Genomic DNA, 18,064 nt, shown 5'->3' on the forward strand with positions numbered 1-18,064 from the left:
GAAAGCGCTAGATCATTTTAAGCCGGTCGGTAGTTCAGCGCGTTCCGAAGATTGCAGAACCGACACGCACGCTGGTGGCGCCAAACTGCACGGCAATATCAAAATCGCCGGACATGCCCATGGAGAGCTTTTGCAGGCCGCAACGTTCGGCAAGCTTGGCAAGCAACGCGAAATGCGGGCCGGGGTTTTCATCAGCCGGCGGGATGCACATCAGTCCTTCCACCGGAATGCCGATTGTGTCGCGGCACAGCGTCACAAAAGCCACCGTATCATCCGGTGCGATCCCCGCCTTCTGCGGCTCAAGCCCCGTATTGACCTGGACATAGAGGCGAACGGGCTTGCCCTGCCGGGTGATTTCAGCTGCGACAGCGCGGGCGATCTTTTCACGGTCGATGGTCTCGATAACATCGAACAAGAATACGGCATCCGCTGCCTTGTTGGATTGCAGCGGGCCAATCAGATGAAGCTCTATACCGGCGGTTTCCGCCTTCAGCTCCGGCCACTTGCCCTGCGCTTCCTGAACGCGGTTTTCGCCGAAAATCCGCTGCCCCGTTGCGATCACGGGACGGATCTCAGCAGCATCGAAGGTCTTGGAGACTGCGACGAGTGATGCCGCGCCGGAGGGACGATTGGCAGCTCCCTCTGCATCGCGAATCCGGCTCAGGACATCGTTCAACCGTTTTTCCACGCTCATCGCCATCGCTCCATCACATTCCGGTCCTTATGTGGCGGAATAATCAAACTGAACAGGACTGCCAAGCCGTAATCGCCGGGTGCCGGTCAAATGCCTCAAAGTTTTGCCACAAAGCCTTCGAAAACTTGACGCTACGCTTGTTTCATGGTGAAGGTCACGCCAAATATCCAGGGGACTGATTTCCCCTCGCCCAATTTCCGGAACATCGATCATATGGCTACCGAACGTTACAATCCGCGCGATTCCGAACCCCGCTGGCAGCAGGAATGGGATCAAAAGAACGTCTTCCTTACAGACAATGACGACCCGCGCGAAAAATACTACGTGCTCGAGATGTTCCCCTATCCGTCGGGCCGAATCCATATGGGCCATGTCCGCAACTACGCCATGGGCGATGTCGTGGCGCGCTACAAGCGGGCACGCGGCTATAATGTGCTGCACCCGATGGGGTGGGATGCCTTCGGCATGCCGGCAGAAAATGCCGCCATGGAGCGCGGCGTACACCCGGCCACCTGGACCTACCAAAACATTGCCTCGATGAAGGCGCAGCTGAAGGTGATGGGCCTGTCGCTGGACTGGTCGCGCGAATTCGCCACCTGCGATGTCGAATATTACCAGCACCAGCAGCACCTATTCGTGGATTTCCTGGAAAAGGGCCTCGTCTACCGTAAGCAATCGAAGGTTAATTGGGATCCCGTCGACAACACGGTTCTGGCCAATGAACAGGTTATCGATGGACGCGGCTGGCGCTCCGGCGCCCTAGTCGAACAGCGCGAACTGACGCAGTGGTTCTTCCGCATCACTGATTTCAACCAGGACCTGCTGGATTCGCTCGATAAGCTGGATCAGTGGCCGGAAAAGGTCCGCCTGATGCAGAAGAACTGGATCGGCCGCTCCGAAGGCCTGACGATCCGCTGGGAAATCGTACCGGGCACGGGCGCAACGGATGCGACCGAGGTTGCCGTCTATACGACGCGCCCGGATACACTGTTTGGCGCCTCGTTCCTGGCGATTGCCGCCGATCACCCGCTGGCACGCCAGGCTGCTGCGGGTAACGCTGAGATCGAGACTTTCTGCGAAGAAACCCGCCGCGCCGGTACTTCTTTGGCTGCACTGGAAACGGCTGAGAAGAAGGGCATCGACACCGGCATCCGCGTCAAGCATCCGCTTGATCCAAGCTGGGAGCTGCCTGTTTACGTCGCCAATTTCGTGCTGATGGATTATGGTACCGGTGCGATCTTCGGTTGCCCGTCGGGTGACCAGCGCGACCTCGATTTCGCCCGCAAGTACGACCTGCCGGTCGTTGCCGTGGTAATGCCGAAAGACGGCGATGCTGCGAGCTTCACTATTGGCAATGAAGCCTATGTTGGCGACGGCGTGATGATCAATTCACGCTATCTCGACGGCCTGACCATCGAAGACGCCTTTGAAAAAGTAGCGTCGACTCTCGAGCAAGCCTCACTCGGCAATGCGCCGCAAGCTGAGCGTAAGGTCAATTTCCGCCTGCGCGACTGGGGGATTTCCCGCCAGCGCTATTGGGGCTGCCCGATCCCGGTCATCCATTGCGATGATTGCGGCGTCACTCCCGTACCCAAGGCCGATCTGCCGGTCAAGCTGCCCGATGACGTCACGTTCGACAAGCCGGGCAATCCGCTTGACCGGCATCCGACCTGGCGTCATGTGTCCTGCCCGCAATGCGGCAAGGACGCGCGCCGCGAGACCGACACGATGGATACGTTCGTCGATTCCTCCTGGTATTTCGCCCGATTTACCGCACCTTGGGAGAAGACGCCGACCAATCCGGCCGCAGTCGATCATTGGCTGCCTGTCGACCAGTATATCGGTGGTATCGAACACGCGATCCTGCATCTACTCTATTCGCGTTTCTTTACCCGGGCCATGAAAGCCACCGGCCATGCCGGCCTCGACGAGCCCTTCAAGGGCCTGTTCACGCAGGGCATGGTCGTGCACGAGACCTATAGCCGCGGGCAGGGTGCCCAGCGCGAATGGGTGACGCCGGCTGAAATCATCATCGTCGAGACCGACGGCAAGCGGCAGGCAAGCCTGATCGAAACCGGCGAGCCCATCACCATCGGCTCGATCGAAAAAATGTCGAAGTCGAAGAAGAACGTCGTCGATCCAGATGATATCATTGCCTCCTATGGCGCTGATACCGCGCGCTTCTTCGTTCTCTCCGACTCGCCGCCCGATCGTGACGTGATCTGGTCGGAAGCCGGCGTCGAAGGCGCTCATCGGTTCGTACAGCGCCTGTGGCGGTTGATTTCCGAGGCATCCGATGCGCTGAAGGCTGTCGAAGCCCGGCCGGCGTCCACTGGACCTGCTCTGGCGATCTCGCAGTTGACCCACAAGACGCTGAAAGCCGTTCAGGCCGACTACGACAAGCTGGCGTTCAACAAGGCCGTGGCGCGGCTCTATGAGCTCGTCAATGCGCTTGCCAACCCGTTGACGCAAGTTGCAGCCGGAACGGCAGATCAGGAGATAACGGCAGCCGCCAAGGACGCCGTATCGATCCTGATCAGCCTGGTGGCGCCGATGATGCCGCATCTGGCAGAACAATGCTGGCAGGAGATCGGCGGAACCGGCCTGGTTGCCCAGACGGCTTGGCCCGTCTACAGCGAGGCACTGGTTGCCGAAAACGAAGTGACAATGCCTGTTCAAATCAACGGTAAGAAACGCGCTGATTTGACAATTGCGCGCGATGCAGATCAGACTGCAATCGAGGCCGCCGTTCTGGCGCTCGAGCCGGTCAAAACTGCATTGAACGGACAAAGCCCGAAAAAGATCATCGTCGTGCCCCAGAGGATCGTGAATGTCGTTGTCTGAAAAAGCTCAAAGATTCGCGCAGCTTCTGGCTTTCGGCACACTCGCGGTTCTCGCCGGTTGCCAGGTCAAGCCGCTGTATTCGGACGGCCCGCAGGGGAAGCCTGCAAAGGCGCTCGCATCGATCGAGATTTCCGAAGCCGATGACCGTGTCGAGCAGGAAGTGCGCAATGCACTGATCTTCCTGACATCCGGCGGTGCTGGCGAGCCGAAGAACGCGCAATACAAGCTGGCTCTCAACGTCTCAAGCGAGATCCAGGGCGTTCTCTACGATCAGAATACCAGGGACGACAATACCGATACCGCCGGTGCTGGACGCGTCGTCGTCTCGGCCGATTATAACCTGACGCGTGTCGATACAGGCGAAACGGTTCGTTCCGGTAACCGCACCGCTGTCTCGCTCATCGACTTTCCAGAGCAGGAATTTGCAAAGGTTCGGGCCAGACGCGATGGCGAAAAGCGGGCTGCCAAGGAACTGGCCGAGATCATCCGCGCCGATCTCGCAGCAGCGCTCGGCCGCTGAGCTGTCAGTGGTTTAAGGTGGCGGTATGACTGAGATCAAATCGCACGAATTCGAGCAATTCCTGCAGCGCCCGCTGCGGGATAACCGCGTCTATCTAATCTACGGCCCCGATCGCGGGCTTGTCTCCGAGCGTGCCGGCCAGATTGCCGGCAAAAGCGGCGTGGCGCTCGATGATCCGTTTTCACTGATCCGGCTTGACGGCTCGGACCTGCAGCAGAGCCCCGGACGCCTGCTGGACGAGGTCAATACGATCGGTCTGTTTGGCGGCGAAAAACTCGTCTGGATACGCGCGTCGGGCACCGAAAAAACACTGGTCGATAGCTTTACCGTGCTGTCGAAAGAGCCCCCGGAGGCGAGCTTTGTCATCATCGAGGCCGGCGATCTCAAAAAGGGCACGGGGCTGCGCAAGATCGGTGAAACCAGCCGTTCTGTGATATCGATCGCCTGCTACAGCGACGACGCTCGGGCCGTCAACGCGCTCATCGATCAGGAACTCGGGCTGGAAGGCCTGCGCATCTCCCCGGCGGCGCGCGAGCGGCTCAATGAAGCCCTTGGAGGCGACCGCATCGCCTCGCGCAACGAGATCCGCAAGCTGGCGCTCTATTGCCGGGGCATGGCCTTAATCGAAGAAGATCATGTTATGGACATCGTCGGCGACGCCAGCGCCGTTTCCGTTGATGACGCAATAGACGCCGTTCTCAAGGGCGACGCCGACAGCCTTCAGCATGCCATTGGCAAGATCGTGGCATCGAAGACGGCAATCTTTTTGGTGCTTCAAGCCTGCCTGAAGCAGTTTCAGCTGCTGGATCTGATGTGGGCTGAGATGGACGACAAACGGCAACAACCCACCCAGGTGGTGGCGGCACTGGGCCGCCATCTGCATTTTCGCCGCAAGCCATTGATCGAGGCTGCGTTGAAGACCTGGACGCTACCGGCAATCCGGCGGGAATTGGCCCGTCTGCAGACAGCTATTCTGCAGAGCCGCAGCCGGCAGAGCCTGGAAGACAGCATCGCCATGCAGACGTTGCTGGCGATCACCCTGCAGTCGGCACGCAGATAGATCTATCTAACTGATATCATTATCATTTGCGAAATTGTTTCGCGGACGAATCGGTCTTAGCGCCGTTCGAGCAAGCGGCAAATTTCTTCCAGCTGGTCGAGTGTCTTGTAGGAGATCCGTAGCTGCCCACCCGATGCCTTGTGATTGACCGTAACATCCAGTCCAAGGCTGTCCGACAGCGTGCGCTCAAGCGCCAGCGTGTCGGCGTCCTTTTCATCCTTGGCCGACGGTTTGCCATAGGTCGGATCGTTCTGAGCCCGGATGTCGTTCTGTGCTAACCGCTCGGTATCGCGTACGGAAAGGCCCTTGGCGATAATGGATCGGGCCAGTGTCACCGGATCGGATGTCGGGATCAACGCACGGGCGTGACCTGCGGACAAGGTACCAGACGACAGCATATCGCGGACGGGTTCGGGCAGCTTCAACAGCCGCAGGCTGTTGGCGACATGGCTCCGGCTCTTGCCGATAATTTCGCCGAGATCGTTCTGGGTATAGCCATGTTCCGCGATCAACTGATCGTAGCCCAGCGCCTCTTCAAGCGGATTGAGGTCGGATCGCTGAACGTTTTCAACGATGGCGATTTCTAGTGCCGTGCGGTCGTCCACGTCGCGAACGATGACAGGAATATCGGTAAAGCCGGCCAACTGGGCCGCGCGCCAACGGCGCTCACCGGCGATGATTTCATAACGCTCTTCTGCAATGGTGCGAACGACGACGGGCTGGACGATGCCATGCTGGCGAATCGAGCTTGCTAGGTCCTGCAGCTCGGCTTCATCAAAGGTGCGCCGCGGATTGCGCGGATTGCGGGCGACAAACTCGATCGGAATGCGTCTGTCGGCATTGACCGGGGCCACAGGACTGCTTGCCTGCAACGGCTGGTCCATCTCACCGATCAAGGCGGCGAGGCCACGGCCAAGTCTTCTTCTCGAATTGTCGTCATTCATCGTCAGCACTCACACTTATCGTTACGATGTCGAATCGATTGCCGCTCAGGCCGCCTTCCGCAGCCGTTCGCGCTGGATCACTTCGGATGCCAGCTGAAGGTAGGCCTGGCTACCAGCGCATTTGAGATCATAGAGGATCGCCGGCTTACCATAGGAGGGGGCCTCGGAAACCCGCACATTGCGGGGGATCAACGTATGATAGACTTTTTCACCAAGATGCGTCCGAACATCGTTGACCACCTGTTGCGCCAGATTGTTACGGGAATCAAACATGGTCAGCACGATTCCCTGAATGTCTAGGGTCGGATTAACCGAACGGCGTACCTGATCGACAGTCTCCAGCAGTTGGCTCAACCCTTCCAACGCGAAAAATTCGCATTGAAGAGGAACCAGAACCGAATGGGCCGCCGCCATAGCATTCATGGTCAGCAGATTAAAGGATGGCGGGCAATCGACAAGCACGTAGGAATAGGCCAACGCCTCGGGGGAGGAGAGTGCTTTGCGCAAGCGGAACACCCGGTCGCTGGCAGTCGAAATCTCCATCTCGACGCCAAGCAGATCCATGGTCGATGGTACGATGGAAAGATTGGGAACGACGGTGTTCTGAACAATGTCAGCAATATTGTGCGAACCGATCATCAACTCGTACGAAGACAGTTTCCTGTCACGCCGTTGAATACCGAGACCGGTGCTGGCATTGCCCTGCGGATCCAGATCGACGATCAGCACTTTTTCGCCGATGGCTGCCAAAGCGGTTGCAAGGTTGATGGCCGTCGTGGTTTTCCCCACTCCGCCCTTCTGATTGGCAATGGTGATAATTCTGTTCTTCTCGCCTGTCATGCCGCATTCCGCCGTTATTGAATTTTCCGCGAAAGATTTGCGATTTCGAGAACCACAGAGTCCGGCTCGACGACGCTTGCATGTTTTACCAGATCAAATTGAAAGCGACTAACGGCTTTGTCGACTTCCTGCTGATAATCCCGGCCTTTATGGAAGAAGGCATGCGGTTTGTTGTCAGCAGTCATCCAGGGAGCACAGTAATCCAGAAGTTGGCTTAGATCCGCGAGCGCTCGGGCGGAAATTACCTCGCATTGCGGTATGACACCCACTGCATCTTCAATTCGAATCGGGTGCACCGAACCGCGTGCGCCTGTTTCACTCAGCGCCACACGCAGGAATGCGGCCTTCTTATTGTTGCTTTCGACAAGATGGACCCACCCATCTCCGAGCTCCGCCAGAAAGATCGCCGTGATGATGCCGGGGAAACCACCGCCGCTGCCAAGGTCGACCCACCGTTTCGGCCCCGGAAACAGCTGAAAGATTTGCGCGCTGTCAGCGATATGCCGCTGCCACAAATCGGATAGCGTCGATGGCGCGACGAGGTTGATTGACTTGGCCCATTTATGAAACAGGCTGGCAAAATGTTCGAGCCTCTCCGACGTTTCACGTGAAACACGCAATCCGTTTAGCTCACGGGAAGGACTCGCAATCATTGAATCGCCTGCTTGAGATGCTCTGTTTGGGTGCGGTTACCCTTACGCATATGCGCCAGGATCAGTGAAATGGCAGACGGGGTTATGCCGTCCACCTTCATGGCTTGCGCCAGATTGCGTGGTCTAGCTGCTTTAAGCTTCTGCTTCAACTCGTTTGATAGACCCGACAAGATCTGGAAGTCAAAGTCATCCGGAATAATACGGTTTTCTTCGCTACGCACGCTGGCAATGTCCGATGCCTGCCGGTCCATATAGACCGAATAGGTCGCGTCAATTTCGAGTGCTTCCGCAAGTTTGCTGTTGATAGCTGATAGCGCCGGCCAAACTGCACTCAACGACTGTATCGAATGATCGGCATAGGACAGGAGCTCGAATGCAGAACGACGCTGACCATCCAGGTTCAACTTCAGCCCGTGGCTGCGCCCTTCGTTCGGCGTTACAGTCAAAGACTTCAACAACAACCTGTAGCTTTCGATGTTCTCGACCCATCGGGTAAATTTCATGGTTCGCTCCGCCGAGACGCAGCCGAGCGACATCGCTTCCGGCGTGAGCCGGACATCGGCATTATCAGCCCGCAGTGACAACCGGTATTCCGCGCGCGACGTGAACATCCTGTAAGGCTCGGCCACTCCGCGTGACGTCAGGTCATCAATCATAACCCCGATATAGGAGTTGGTACGGCTGAAGACATGCGGCGCGTTGCCGGCGCAGAGAAGGGCGGCATTCAAACCCGCGACCAAGCCCTGTGCACCTGCTTCCTCATAACCGGTCGTGCCATTGATTTGGCCAGCGAGGAACAGCCCGGGAATCTTTCTGACCTCCAGGGATAGAGAAAGCTCTCGCGGATCGACGTGATCATACTCTATGGCATAGCCCGGCTGGATGATGGAGACGTTTTCCAGTCCTGGAATGGTTTGGATAAAGGCCTTTTGCACATCTTCCGGCAGCGATGTGGAGATGCCGTTGGGATAGACGGTATCGTCATCAAGCCCTTCCGGCTCCAGGAATATCTGATGACCGTCGCGTTCGCCAAACTTGACAATTTTGTCTTCGATAGACGGGCAATATCTCGGACCAACGCCTTCGATCTGCCCGGAATACATCGCCGACTTCATCAGGTTGTCAGAGATGATCTTGTGTGTCGCCTCAGTGGTGCGCGTAACGCCACACTCGATCTGACGGTTCTGGATGCTTTCCGTCATGAAGGAGAATGGAACGGGATCTTCGTCGGCGCCCTGGCGTCCGACGGACTGCCAATCAATCGTCTTACCATCGAGACGGGCGGGAGTACCGGTCTTCAGTCGCCCCAGACGTAGGCCGGAACGCTCTAGCGTGCCAGACAATCCGAGAGACGGATTCTCGCCAACACGGCCGGCCGGAATTTTGCGATCACCAATATGAATGAGGCCGCGTAGAAAAGTGCCAGTGGTCAGCACCGCAGCACCACAAGAGATCTGACGCCCATCGGCGAGAACAATCCCACGGACGCGGCCGTCGCTTAACTGTAAGTCGAACACATCGCCTTCGATAACATCCAGGTTGTCGATCACTGCGATCTCGGCCTGCATAGCGTTGCGATACAGTTTGCGATCCGCCTGGGTGCGGGGACCACGAACTGCGGGACCTTTTTTGCGATTGAGAAGCCGGAACTGGATTCCTGCAACATCAGCGACGCGGCCCATCAGACCATCCATCGCATCGATCTCGCGAACGAGATGGCCCTTGCCAAGGCCACCAATGGCTGGATTGCAAGACATCACACCGATCGTATCGCGCTTGTGCGTCACGACGGCGGTTTTGGCACCAATGCGCGCAGCCGCACTGGCTGCTTCACATCCTGCATGGCCACCGCCAATGATAATGACATCATAATCGAACATCTTAAACCGTCTCCATCACGGTGTTACGCCAGCGAATCGTTTCACGTGAAACATCCATCGAGACTCGCCAGCGTTGCATAAGCGATTGTATCTTACTTGCCGATGCAGAATTCTGAAAAAATCACCCCGAGCAAGTCTTCAACGTCAACGCGCCCGGTAATCCGTCCGAGGGCATAGCCGGCCTGTCTCAGGTACTCCGCCTGAATATCAAGTCCACGATCTGATTGCTCTAAACTCATCCCGATCGCCGAAAGAGTTTGTTTGAGGCAACTCAAGTGCCGCTTCCGGGTCGGCAGAGACAGGGCATTCCGGCCGGACAGATCAGGCAGATGATCTGCCAGCATATCCAGGAGGCGATCAATTCCTACACCTGTCTCCGTCGATATCAACACATCGGCACTGGCCTTATCCCATAAATGGGGGGATCGATCAATCTTTGTGCCAATTCGAATGACCTGTTTGCTCAGCTGGGTTTCGTCCAAAGGAACAAAACCGTGAGGCGTATCTGCCAACAGAAAGACAACATCAGCCTGATCAATCGTTAGATAGGCACGGCGAATACCTTCCTGCTCAACCTTGTCTTCGGTCTCTCGCAGGCCTGCGGTATCAAAAATCTGAACGCGGAATCCGGCTAAGGATAAGTCGACCGACAGGACATCACGCGTCGTTCCCGCAATATCGGTGACAATGGCAACCTCACGGCGCGCCAAGTGGTTCAGCAGGCTGGACTTACCGGCGTTGGGTTCGCCAGCAATGACAACCTTCAATCCGTCCCGAATGATCTCCGCAATACCAGAGCCTTCAAGGTGCGTGTCAATCTCCGACTTGAGCAGGCGCATATCTGACCAGATCTTATCGGCGACGGAACCGGGCACATCGTCTTCATCAGCGAAATCGAGCTCCGCTTCGATCATCGCTCTCGCATGAGTGAGCCGGCGAGCCCAATCATCATAAACCGCGGAGAGATTACCGCTGGAATGCTCCTGTGCCAGCCGGCGCTGCATTTCGGTTTCGGCGGCAATCAGATCGGCAAGGCCTTCGATTTCGACGAGATCGAGTTTGCCATTCTGAAATGCGCGGCGGGAAAATTCACCGGCTTCAGCGTGTCTTAGTCCCGGCAGCACTTCCAGTTCAGCAAGAATTGCATTCACGACGGCGCGGCCGCCGTGAACCTGCAACTCGGCGCAGTCTTCGCCCGTGAATGACGCTGGAGCTGCGAAATAGAGGATAAGTCCCTGGTCAAGGACATCACCATTTCGATTGCGAATCGATCGCAAAACAGCCTGACGCGGTAAGGGCAGGGTGCCGCACAAGGCGGTCAGAACATCCGGGGTTCGAGGACCGCTCATGCGAATGACCGCAACGCCCGCCGGCAAAGCGCCGGAAGATAGGGCGTAGATCGTTTCAGACATGGCCTGTTGTGGCTGGTTCACGTAAAAGTCCTTGGTTGCCCATGTCCGTCCCGATAAAGCGATATCGCCTATCAACTTAGTATCCGGCGAAGGAATCCGGCTATGTAATTTCTCGTAGAAACACAAAAGCCCAGGATAAACCTGGGCTTCGTGAAAAATTGAGATCAGCGATCAGGTGTTCATCGAATCGAAGAAATCGCCGTTCGTCTTGGTCTGCTTCAGTTTGTCGATCAGGAACTCGATCGCATCTGTCGTTCCCATCGGGGCAAGGATACGGCGCAGAACAAAGATCTTCTGCAGATCCTGGCGCGGTACCAAGAGGTCTTCCTTGCGGGTACCCGACTTGAGGATATCCATCGACGGGAAGATGCGCTTGTCGGCGACCTTGCGGTCAAGCACGATTTCCGAGTTGCCGGTACCCTTGAACTCTTCGAAGATGACTTCGTCCATGCGGCTGCCGGTATCGATCAGTGCGGTTGCGATGATCGTCAGCGAGCCGCCTTCCTCGATGTTACGCGCAGCACCGAAGAAACGCTTCGGGCGCTGCAGAGCGTTGGCGTCCACACCACCGGTCAAGACCTTGCCTGATGACGGAACAACGGTGTTGTAGGCGCGGCCGAGGCGGGTGATCGAATCGAGCAGGATGACGACGTCACGGCCATGTTCGACCAGGCGCTTGGCCTTCTCGATGACCATTTCAGCGACCTGGACGTGGCGCGTTGCCGGCTCGTCGAAAGTCGAGGAAACAACTTCGCCCTTCACCGAGCGCTGCATGTCTGTGACTTCTTCCGGCCGCTCGTCGATCAGAAGAACGATCAGATAGCATTCCGGATGATTGGCGGTTATCGAATGGGCGATGTTCTGCAGGAGAACAGTCTTACCGGTGCGCGGCGGAGCGACGATCAAACCGCGCTGTCCCTTGCCGAGCGGCGCAATCAGATCGATGACGCGGGCCGAAAGGTCCTTCGAGGTGGGAACCTCGAGTTCCATCTTGAAGCGCTCGTTCGGATAGAGCGGTGTCAGATTGTCGAAATGAACCTTGTGACGGATCTTTTCGGGATCCTCGAAATTGATCGTGTTGACCTTGAGAAGCGCGAAGTACCGTTCGCCTTCCTTCGGACCGCGGATCGGGCCTTCGACCGTATCGCCGGTCTTCAGCGAGAAACGGCGGATTTGAGAGGGCGAGATGTAAATATCATCCGGGCCTGGCAGGTAGTTGGCGTTCGCTGAGCGCAGGAAGCCGAAGCCGTCCTGCAGCACTTCAACGACGCCTTCGCCGATAATTTCGACGTCCTGGCTTGCCAGCATTTTCAGGATCGCAAACATCAGTTCCTGCTTGCGCATGACACTGGCGTTTTCGACCTCGACCGATTCGGCAAATGCCAAGAGATCGGTAGCAGTTTTATTTTTAAGTTCTTGTAGCTTCATTTCAGCCATGAAGGGGACCACACTTGGAATTCGGAAAGGAAAGTCGGCGTGCTTGATGTAAGGGGAGCTGCAGCGGAAGGGGCAGGCTCGTAACGTTTACACATGCCACGAAGAGGAGATGGCGGGAAAATAGCGACTCACTCGCTGCACCGCAAGGGGGCAACGAAAATTACCGGAAGTTTCCTTCTTCAACGCTCAAGGGCTCAAAAAGGTTTCACCACCGCCACGATGACAATGAGGATCATCAGCAGTGTCGGGGCCTCATTCATCAGCCGCCAATAGCGGGCGCTACGGGTGTTTTCGTCCCGCGCAAAAGCCCGGACTGCACGGCTGAACATGATGTGGACGCCCGTCAGAAGAACGACCAGCAGAAGCTTGGCGTGCAGCCACCCGCCTTGAAAACCGTAGACGCTCCAGGCGAGATACAGCCCGAGCACCCAGGTGATCATCATTGCCGGGTTCATGATCACCTTCAAAAGCCGCTGCTCCATCATCTTGAAGGTTTCCGACTGCTCGGACCCGGGCGCTGCATCGGTGTGGTAAATGAACAATCGCGGCATGTAGAGCAGGGCTGCCATCCAGGACATCACCGCAATGATGTGCAGGGCCTTGATCCAGAGATAAAGATTATCGGGCTGCCAGACGAACAGCCCGGCAAGCAGCGCGACGAACAAACCGATCGCGATGAAGGCACGGGTGCGCGCTTTTTTCCCGGGCTGGATATCCGTCTGGCGCTCAATCATTGGCCCGTCCCGCGAACACGGGCGACCAGTTGTGTGACGTGGTCTGGATTGGCCTGTGGCGTAATCCCGTGACCCAGATTGAAAATCAGCGGGCCATTTCCGAGCTTCTGCAGGATTGCGTCGATCCCGTCATCGAGCGACTGTCCGCCTGCCACGACCCGCATCGGATCGAGATTGCCCTGAACCGGGCCTTCCTTCTGGAGGTCTGCGGCAAACGACAAAGGCACCGACCAGTCAAGGCCGATCGCGTCTGCTCCGGTTGCCTGCCGGTAATCCTTCAGCAGAATTCCGGCACCCTTGGCAAAGGCGATGATTTTTGCGTCCGGCCGGCGGGAACGAACGCTATCGATGATCCGGCGCACCGGTTTGACGGCGTAGCGGCGAAATTCCTCTTCGCCCAAAACACCCGCCCAGGAATCAAAAATCTGCACCGCGTCGGCGCCGGCATCGATCTGCTCGACCAGATAGTCCGCAGAGAGCTCAGCAAGCACCGCCAGTAGCCGATCGAATGCTTCCGGGTGCTGATAGGCAAAAAGCCGTGCCGGCGCCTGGTCAGGCGTTCCGTGCCCGGCAATCATGTAGGTGGCGACGGTCCAGGGTGCGCCGCAGAAGCCGAGCAGTGTCGTTTCGTCCGGCAGCTCACGGCGCAAACGGCGAACAGTTTCCATGACCGGCTGCAAATGAGCAGAGACAGGCTGGACGTCGAGCTTGTCGATTTCCGAAACGTCGATCGGATCCATCCTTGGTCCATGCCCTTCTTCAAAGCGAACATTACGCTTCAGGGCATCAGGAATAACCAGGATGTCGCAGAACAGGATGGCCGCATCAAAGGCATATCGCCGGATTGGCTGCAGGGTCACTTCCACAGCCATATCGGGCGAATAACAGAGATCGAGAAAGCTGCCTGCTTTGGCACGAGTCTGCCGGTATTCGGGAAGATATCGACCTGCCTGCCGCATCAGCCAGATTGGGGGAGGTGACAGCGTTTCACCCTTCAACACCTGTAGCACCTTACGGCTTTGCGCAGTCACCGGACACGTTCTCCCACTATAAAAGATATCTATATCTAAGGATTCTATTTCTTAGAGTCTGTGACTATCGAGGATTAAACGCCATCCGACTCTTTTCCACATGCTGGTCCGTTCAATAGAATCTCTTGGCCGATTTTGCTATGCGACAGATAGGAGCGGGGATGATTTCAAAAAACGATGAAGAGTCATCAACTTCGCTCGGTACTCGAATGGGTGCAGCCTTGTGGACAGCTTGTGGATAAAGTCGACGCTTCGCAACGTGATGAGTCTTCTCCACATGTTGCCGGAATCCAGCTCCCCGGAATCCAGATTGTGAATAACTCGCAGGTTTTCCCCTTGCCTTTGAAACCCGCCGGTTCTTAGCTGTCGCTGTCCCGGTTTATCAACAGCCCTCGGAGAATAGCGTGGAGAACCAGAAAAACTATTTCCACCTGCATCTGATCTCCGATTCGACCGGCGAAACGCTGATCGCTGCGGGCAGGGCGGCAGCGTCACAGTTTCAGTCGGCGCATGCGCTCGAACATGTCTATCCGCTGATCCGTAATCGCAAGCAGCTGATGCAGGTGATGGAAGCGGTCGATGGTGCGCCGGGGATCGTGCTTTATACGATCGTCGATCGCGAACTAGCCGACATTATCGATGTGACCTGCAAGGAGATGGGGCTGCCCTGCGTCGCAGTTCTGGAACCGATCATCGATCTCTTCCAGTCCTATCTCGGCGCCACATCACGCCGGCGCTCGGGCGCGCAACATGTGATGGACGCGGATTATTTCGCCCGTATCGACGCGCTGAATTTCACCATGGATCACGACGACGGCCAGTTGCCGGCGGATTTCAATGATGCCGATGTCGTCCTCATTGGTATCAGCCGGACATCGAAAACCCCGACCAGCATCTATCTTGCAAATCGCGGCATCAAGACCGCCAACATTCCGATCGTGCCGGGTGTACCTCTCCCCGATCGGTTGATGGAAGCGACCAAGCCGCTGGTGGTCGGTTTGATCGCAACGGCGGACCGGATTTCGCAGGTTCGCCAGAACCGCATCCTGGGTACGGCGACCCATAGCTATCATGCCGAGGACTATGTCGATCGAGCCTCCATCACAGAGGAACTGAAATATGCGCGGTCGATTTGCGCGCGCAACAACTGGCCGATGATCGATGTGACGCGCCGCTCGATCGAGGAAACCGCCGCCGCGATCGTTGCCCTGCGGCCCCGGCTGCGTTAAGGCGAATCCGGTCAATCAGGATAAATGACAATGGCAGGTTCTCTTGTCCTCGCTTCGGCGAGCCCGTTCCGGCGCATGCTGCTGGAAAATGCCGGCATCGCTTTTCAGGCAAAGGCGGCCGATATTGACGAGCGGGCTATTGAACGTGAGGTCGAGCGGCAGGGATCGTCACCGGAAGAGGTCGCTTTGATCCTGGCCGAAGCCAAGGCCCGGAATGTCGGGCAGGCTTTTCCCGACGACATTATTATCGGATCGGACCAGACCATGTCGCTGGGTGCACGGGTCTATCACAAGCCCCGTGATATCAACGAGGCGCGCGACCATCTGTTGTCGCTGTCTGGTCAGGTTCACCAGTTAAACAGTGGCATTGTGCTGACGCGCGGACATGACATTCTCTGGACGCATGTCTCTTCAGCCCGGATGTCGGTGCGGGTTCTGCGTCCTGAATTCATCGATGCGCATCTCGCCCGCGTTGGAAAAAAGGCACTCTCCAGCGTCGGCGCCTATCAGCTGGAAGGCGAGGGCATCCAGCTTTTCGATAAGATCGAGGGTGACTATTTCACCATTCTCGGGCTGCCCATGCTGCCGCTGCTCGCAAAACTCAGGGATTTACGGGTGATCCATGCGTGATTCACGTGAAACATTTGTTAACCACGCCTTCGTCACGGGCTATCCGATCAAGCATTCGCGCTCGCCGCTGATCCATGGATATTGGTTGAAACGGCTTGGGCTTGAGGGAAGTTACCAGGCGCATGCTGTGTCGCCGGAAGAGTTCCCAGATTTCATCACCTCCTTAAGGGAGGGCGAATCTGGCTTCGTGGGTGGTAATGTCACAATCCCTCATAAAGAGTGGGCTTTCGCCCTTTCCGACCGGCCGGATGCGTTGAGTACCGAACTTGGCGCTTCCAACACGTTGTGGATCGAAGATGGCCTCGTTCATGCGACCAATACCGATGGGCATGGCTTCAGCGCCAACCTCGATGAACGCGCACCTGGCTGGGACCACTGTCAAACGGCAGTCATCCTTGGCGCCGGCGGCGCCAGCCGGGCGGTGATCCAAGCCGTGCGTGATCGCGGCGTCAAGACGATCCATGTCGTCAACCGCACGACCGCCCGCGCCCAGGAACTGGCCGACCGGTTCGGTCCGGCGGTTCATGCACAGCCGATGGAGGCCTTGGGCGAGGTGATGACTGGTTCAGGTCTGTTCGTCAACACGACGTCGCTCGGAATGGATGGGTCGGAAGTACCGCAGATCGACTTCACCGTCTTGGCTTCGGGCAGCATCGTGACGGACATTGTTTACGTGCCGTTGAAAACGCCAATCCTCGCGCAAGCCGAGGTGCAGGGTTTCGCCACGGTCGATGGGCTCGGCATGCTCCTGCACCAGGCCGTACCGGGCTTTGAAAAATGGTTTGGCAAGAAGCCAACGGTCGACGCAGCTCTGCGCCAGATCATCATCGACGACATGGCGAGCCACGCATGATCATTCTCGGGCTCACCGGATCGATCGGCATGGGCAAGTCGACGACAGCTGCGATGTTTGCCGAGATGGGTGTGCCGGTGAATGATGCGGATGCCGTTGTGCATGCGCTTTATCAGGACGAAGCCGTGGCGCCGATCGAAGCGGCATTTCCCGGAACGGTGGTGGCGGGCAGCGTTGACCGTGTGGAACTGTCCCGGCAGCTCGCCAATGATCCCTCCATTTTCAAGGTTCTGGAAGCGATCGTCCATCCGCTGGTACGTGACAAGGAGCGCGTGTTTCTCGATCATCACCGTGCCGCTGGTGCGCCACTGGTGGTGCTCGACATCCCGCTTCTGTTCGAGACAAAAGGCGAAAACCGTGTCGATGCAGTTGCCGTTGTTACTTGCGATCCGGAGATCCAAAGAGAGCGGGTGTTGAAAAGACCGGGGATGACGGAGGAAAAATTCGCGCTCATCCTGTCACGTCAGGTTCCCGACCGGGAAAAACGTGCGAAAGCGGATTACATCATCGATACGGGCCATGGACTTGATTCGGCCCGCGACCAGGTGGCGGCGATCGTCCAGCGGCTGACAAGCCAGAAGAGGCCATGATGCGCGAAATCATTTTCGATACGGAAACCACGGGCCTCGACAACAAACTCGACCGGGTTATCGAAATCGGCGGTATCGAGCTCGACAATCATTTCCCGACCGGCCGCACCTTCCATGTCTATATCAATCCGGGCGACCGCAAGGTGCATCCCGATGCGCTGGCGATCCATGGCATCTCGGACGAATCGCTGAAGGACAAGCCGAACTTTGCCGGCATTGTTGAGGAACTGCTGGCATTTTTCGCCGACGCGCGCTGGGTGGCGCATAACGCGACCTTCGACATGGGGTTCATGAACGCTGAATTTGCCCGGCTTGGCCTGCCGGCGATCACCAATGATGTGGTCACCGACACGCTGGCGCTGGCGCGCCGCAAACACCCGATGGGGCCGAACTCGCTTGATGCGCTGTGCCGCCGCTATGGGGTGGACAACTCGCACCGCACGAAGCACGGCGCTCTGCTCGACTCCGAACTTCTGGCGGAAGTCTATATCGAGCTGATCGGCGGGCGCCAGACGACGTTCGGCCTGCACTCCAGCGATAATCGCGGCCAGGCGTCGGATGAGGATGATGCCATCGTGGTCGCTGGCCAAAGGCCGCGCCCGCTCGGCTCTCGCCTGACTGTGGATGAAGGAGAAGCCCACGCGGCGCTTGTCGCCCAGATGGGCACAAAAGCCATCTGGGCCAAATACGAAGCCGCCAAATGAAAAATGCCC

17 protein-coding genes are annotated in these 18,064 nt (G+C 57.4%); 8 read left to right on the forward strand and 9 right to left on the reverse strand.

Going from position 1 to position 18,064, the window contains the following annotated elements; genetic code table 11:
• Positions 1–34: 34 nt before the first annotated feature.
• The gene (locus ACQY8Q_RS11905; protein WP_428426771.1) at positions 35–694 is read right to left on the reverse strand and encodes a YggS family pyridoxal phosphate-dependent enzyme; all 660 of its coding nucleotides are present in this window, start codon (positions 692–694) and stop codon (positions 35–37) included.
• A gap of 213 nt (positions 695–907) precedes the next feature.
• Here ACQY8Q_RS11905 and leuS point away from each other — a divergent pair, with 213 nt between their 5' ends.
• From leuS to holA, 3 genes are read left to right on the forward strand one after another with little or no spacing between them, the layout of a single operon-like run.
• Positions 908–3,538 carry a leucine--tRNA ligase gene (gene leuS / locus ACQY8Q_RS11910; RefSeq protein WP_428426772.1) on the forward strand — a complete coding sequence of 877 codons (2,631 nt, stop codon included), beginning with the start codon at positions 908–910 and terminating at the stop codon, positions 3,536–3,538.
• Positions 3,525–4,058 (forward strand): LPS assembly lipoprotein LptE, encoded by a 534-nt coding sequence (gene lptE / locus ACQY8Q_RS11915; protein WP_428426773.1) that lies wholly within the window; start codon positions 3,525–3,527, stop codon positions 4,056–4,058. The genes leuS and lptE overlap by 14 nt, the downstream gene beginning before the upstream one ends.
• Before the next feature lie 25 nt (positions 4,059–4,083).
• A complete protein-coding gene (gene holA / locus ACQY8Q_RS11920) occupies positions 4,084–5,118 on the forward strand; it encodes a DNA polymerase III subunit delta (RefSeq protein ID WP_428426774.1) in 1,035 nt (344 codons plus the stop codon).
• Between the two features lie 56 nt (positions 5,119–5,174).
• Here holA and ACQY8Q_RS11925 read toward each other — a convergent pair whose 3' ends face one another.
• The 8 genes from ACQY8Q_RS11925 to hemE all read right to left on the reverse strand — a co-directional run bounded on the left by ACQY8Q_RS11925 (position 5,175) and on the right by hemE (position 14,049).
• On the reverse strand, positions 5,175–6,062 hold the full coding sequence (locus tag ACQY8Q_RS11925; protein WP_428426775.1) for a ParB/RepB/Spo0J family partition protein: 888 nt from the start codon (positions 6,060–6,062) through the stop codon (positions 5,175–5,177).
• 45 nt (positions 6,063–6,107) lie between these two features.
• Positions 6,108–6,902 carry a ParA family protein gene (locus ACQY8Q_RS11930; RefSeq protein ID WP_113247393.1) on the reverse strand — a complete coding sequence of 265 codons (795 nt, stop codon included), beginning with the start codon at positions 6,900–6,902 and terminating at the stop codon, positions 6,108–6,110.
• A gap of 14 nt (positions 6,903–6,916) precedes the next feature.
• Positions 6,917–7,555, reverse strand: a complete 639-nt coding sequence (gene rsmG, locus ACQY8Q_RS11935; RefSeq protein ID WP_428426776.1) for a 16S rRNA (guanine(527)-N(7))-methyltransferase RsmG — start codon at positions 7,553–7,555, stop codon at positions 6,917–6,919.
• Positions 7,552–9,435: a tRNA uridine-5-carboxymethylaminomethyl(34) synthesis enzyme MnmG gene (gene mnmG, locus ACQY8Q_RS11940; RefSeq protein ID WP_428426777.1), complete on the reverse strand. Its 1,884-nt coding sequence runs from the start codon at positions 9,433–9,435 to the stop codon at positions 7,552–7,554. Before mnmG ends, rsmG begins: the two co-directional genes overlap by 4 nt.
• Before the next feature lie 92 nt (positions 9,436–9,527).
• Complete coding sequence (mnmE, locus tag ACQY8Q_RS11945; protein ID WP_428429760.1) at positions 9,528–10,847, reverse strand: tRNA uridine-5-carboxymethylaminomethyl(34) synthesis GTPase MnmE; 1,320 nt, start codon at positions 10,845–10,847, stop codon at positions 9,528–9,530.
• Positions 10,848–11,018: 171 nt separating this feature from the next.
• Positions 11,019–12,284, reverse strand: coding sequence for a transcription termination factor Rho (gene rho / locus ACQY8Q_RS11950; protein ID WP_099050890.1), 1,266 nt, complete (start codon positions 12,282–12,284; stop codon positions 11,019–11,021).
• Between the two features lie 194 nt (positions 12,285–12,478).
• A complete protein-coding gene (gene hemJ / locus ACQY8Q_RS11955; protein ID WP_428426778.1) occupies positions 12,479–13,018 on the reverse strand; it encodes a protoporphyrinogen oxidase HemJ in 540 nt (179 codons plus the stop codon).
• Complete coding sequence (gene hemE, locus ACQY8Q_RS11960; RefSeq protein ID WP_428426779.1) at positions 13,015–14,049, reverse strand: uroporphyrinogen decarboxylase; 1,035 nt, start codon at positions 14,047–14,049, stop codon at positions 13,015–13,017. The genes hemJ and hemE overlap by 4 nt, the downstream gene beginning before the upstream one ends.
• Before the next feature lie 404 nt (positions 14,050–14,453).
• Between hemE and ACQY8Q_RS11965 the strand changes: the two genes are divergently transcribed.
• From ACQY8Q_RS11965 to dnaQ, 5 genes are read left to right on the forward strand one after another with little or no spacing between them, the layout of a single operon-like run.
• Positions 14,454–15,278: a pyruvate, water dikinase regulatory protein gene (locus ACQY8Q_RS11965; RefSeq protein ID WP_428426780.1), complete on the forward strand. Its 825-nt coding sequence runs from the start codon at positions 14,454–14,456 to the stop codon at positions 15,276–15,278.
• Positions 15,279–15,308: 30 nt separating this feature from the next.
• Complete coding sequence (locus ACQY8Q_RS11970) at positions 15,309–15,908, forward strand: Maf-like protein (protein WP_428426781.1); 600 nt, start codon at positions 15,309–15,311, stop codon at positions 15,906–15,908.
• A complete protein-coding gene (locus ACQY8Q_RS11975) occupies positions 15,901–16,761 on the forward strand; it encodes a shikimate dehydrogenase (RefSeq protein ID WP_428426782.1) in 861 nt (286 codons plus the stop codon). Before ACQY8Q_RS11970 ends, ACQY8Q_RS11975 begins: the two co-directional genes overlap by 8 nt.
• A complete protein-coding gene (gene coaE / locus ACQY8Q_RS11980) occupies positions 16,758–17,351 on the forward strand; it encodes a dephospho-CoA kinase (protein ID WP_428426783.1) in 594 nt (197 codons plus the stop codon). The genes ACQY8Q_RS11975 and coaE overlap by 4 nt, the downstream gene beginning before the upstream one ends.
• Positions 17,351–18,055 carry a DNA polymerase III subunit epsilon gene (gene dnaQ, locus ACQY8Q_RS11985; protein ID WP_428426784.1) on the forward strand — a complete coding sequence of 235 codons (705 nt, stop codon included), beginning with the start codon at positions 17,351–17,353 and terminating at the stop codon, positions 18,053–18,055. Before coaE ends, dnaQ begins: the two co-directional genes overlap by 1 nt.
• Positions 18,056–18,064: the final 9 nt, after the last annotated feature.

This window comes from Pararhizobium sp., from assembly GCF_965279435.1.
Lineage (GTDB): Bacteria > Pseudomonadota > Alphaproteobacteria > Rhizobiales > Rhizobiaceae > Pararhizobium.

What these genes read in the sequence shown, in the direction of transcription:
- ACQY8Q_RS11905 (WP_428426771.1), bottom strand. Translation starts at nt 694, where the DNA reads ATGAGCGTGGAAAAACGGTTGAACGATGTCCTGAGCCGGATTCGCGAT.
- holA (WP_428426774.1), top strand. Translation starts at nt 4,084, where the DNA reads ATGACTGAGATCAAATCGCACGAATTCGAGCAATTCCTGCAGCGCCCG.
- mnmE (WP_428429760.1), bottom strand. Translation starts at nt 10,847, where the DNA reads ATGTCTGAAACGATCTACGCCCTATCTTCCGGCGCTTTGCCGGCGGGC.
- rsmG (WP_428426776.1), bottom strand. Translation starts at nt 7,555, where the DNA reads ATGATTGCGAGTCCTTCCCGTGAGCTAAACGGATTGCGTGTTTCACGT.
- leuS (WP_428426772.1), top strand. Translation starts at nt 908, where the DNA reads ATGGCTACCGAACGTTACAATCCGCGCGATTCCGAACCCCGCTGGCAG.
- rho (WP_099050890.1), bottom strand. Translation starts at nt 12,284, where the DNA reads ATGGCTGAAATGAAGCTACAAGAACTTAAAAATAAAACTGCTACCGAT.
- hemJ (WP_428426778.1), bottom strand. Translation starts at nt 13,018, where the DNA reads ATGATTGAGCGCCAGACGGATATCCAGCCCGGGAAAAAAGCGCGCACC.
- lptE (WP_428426773.1), top strand. Translation starts at nt 3,525, where the DNA reads ATGTCGTTGTCTGAAAAAGCTCAAAGATTCGCGCAGCTTCTGGCTTTC.
- dnaQ (WP_428426784.1), top strand. Translation starts at nt 17,351, where the DNA reads ATGCGCGAAATCATTTTCGATACGGAAACCACGGGCCTCGACAACAAA.
- ACQY8Q_RS11925 (WP_428426775.1), bottom strand. Translation starts at nt 6,062, where the DNA reads ATGAATGACGACAATTCGAGAAGAAGACTTGGCCGTGGCCTCGCCGCC.
- ACQY8Q_RS11930 (WP_113247393.1), bottom strand. Translation starts at nt 6,902, where the DNA reads ATGACAGGCGAGAAGAACAGAATTATCACCATTGCCAATCAGAAGGGC.
- mnmG (WP_428426777.1), bottom strand. Translation starts at nt 9,435, where the DNA reads ATGTTCGATTATGATGTCATTATCATTGGCGGTGGCCATGCAGGATGT.
- coaE (WP_428426783.1), top strand. Translation starts at nt 16,758, where the DNA reads ATGATCATTCTCGGGCTCACCGGATCGATCGGCATGGGCAAGTCGACG.
- ACQY8Q_RS11970 (WP_428426781.1), top strand. Translation starts at nt 15,309, where the DNA reads ATGGCAGGTTCTCTTGTCCTCGCTTCGGCGAGCCCGTTCCGGCGCATG.
- ACQY8Q_RS11975 (WP_428426782.1), top strand. Translation starts at nt 15,901, where the DNA reads ATGCGTGATTCACGTGAAACATTTGTTAACCACGCCTTCGTCACGGGC.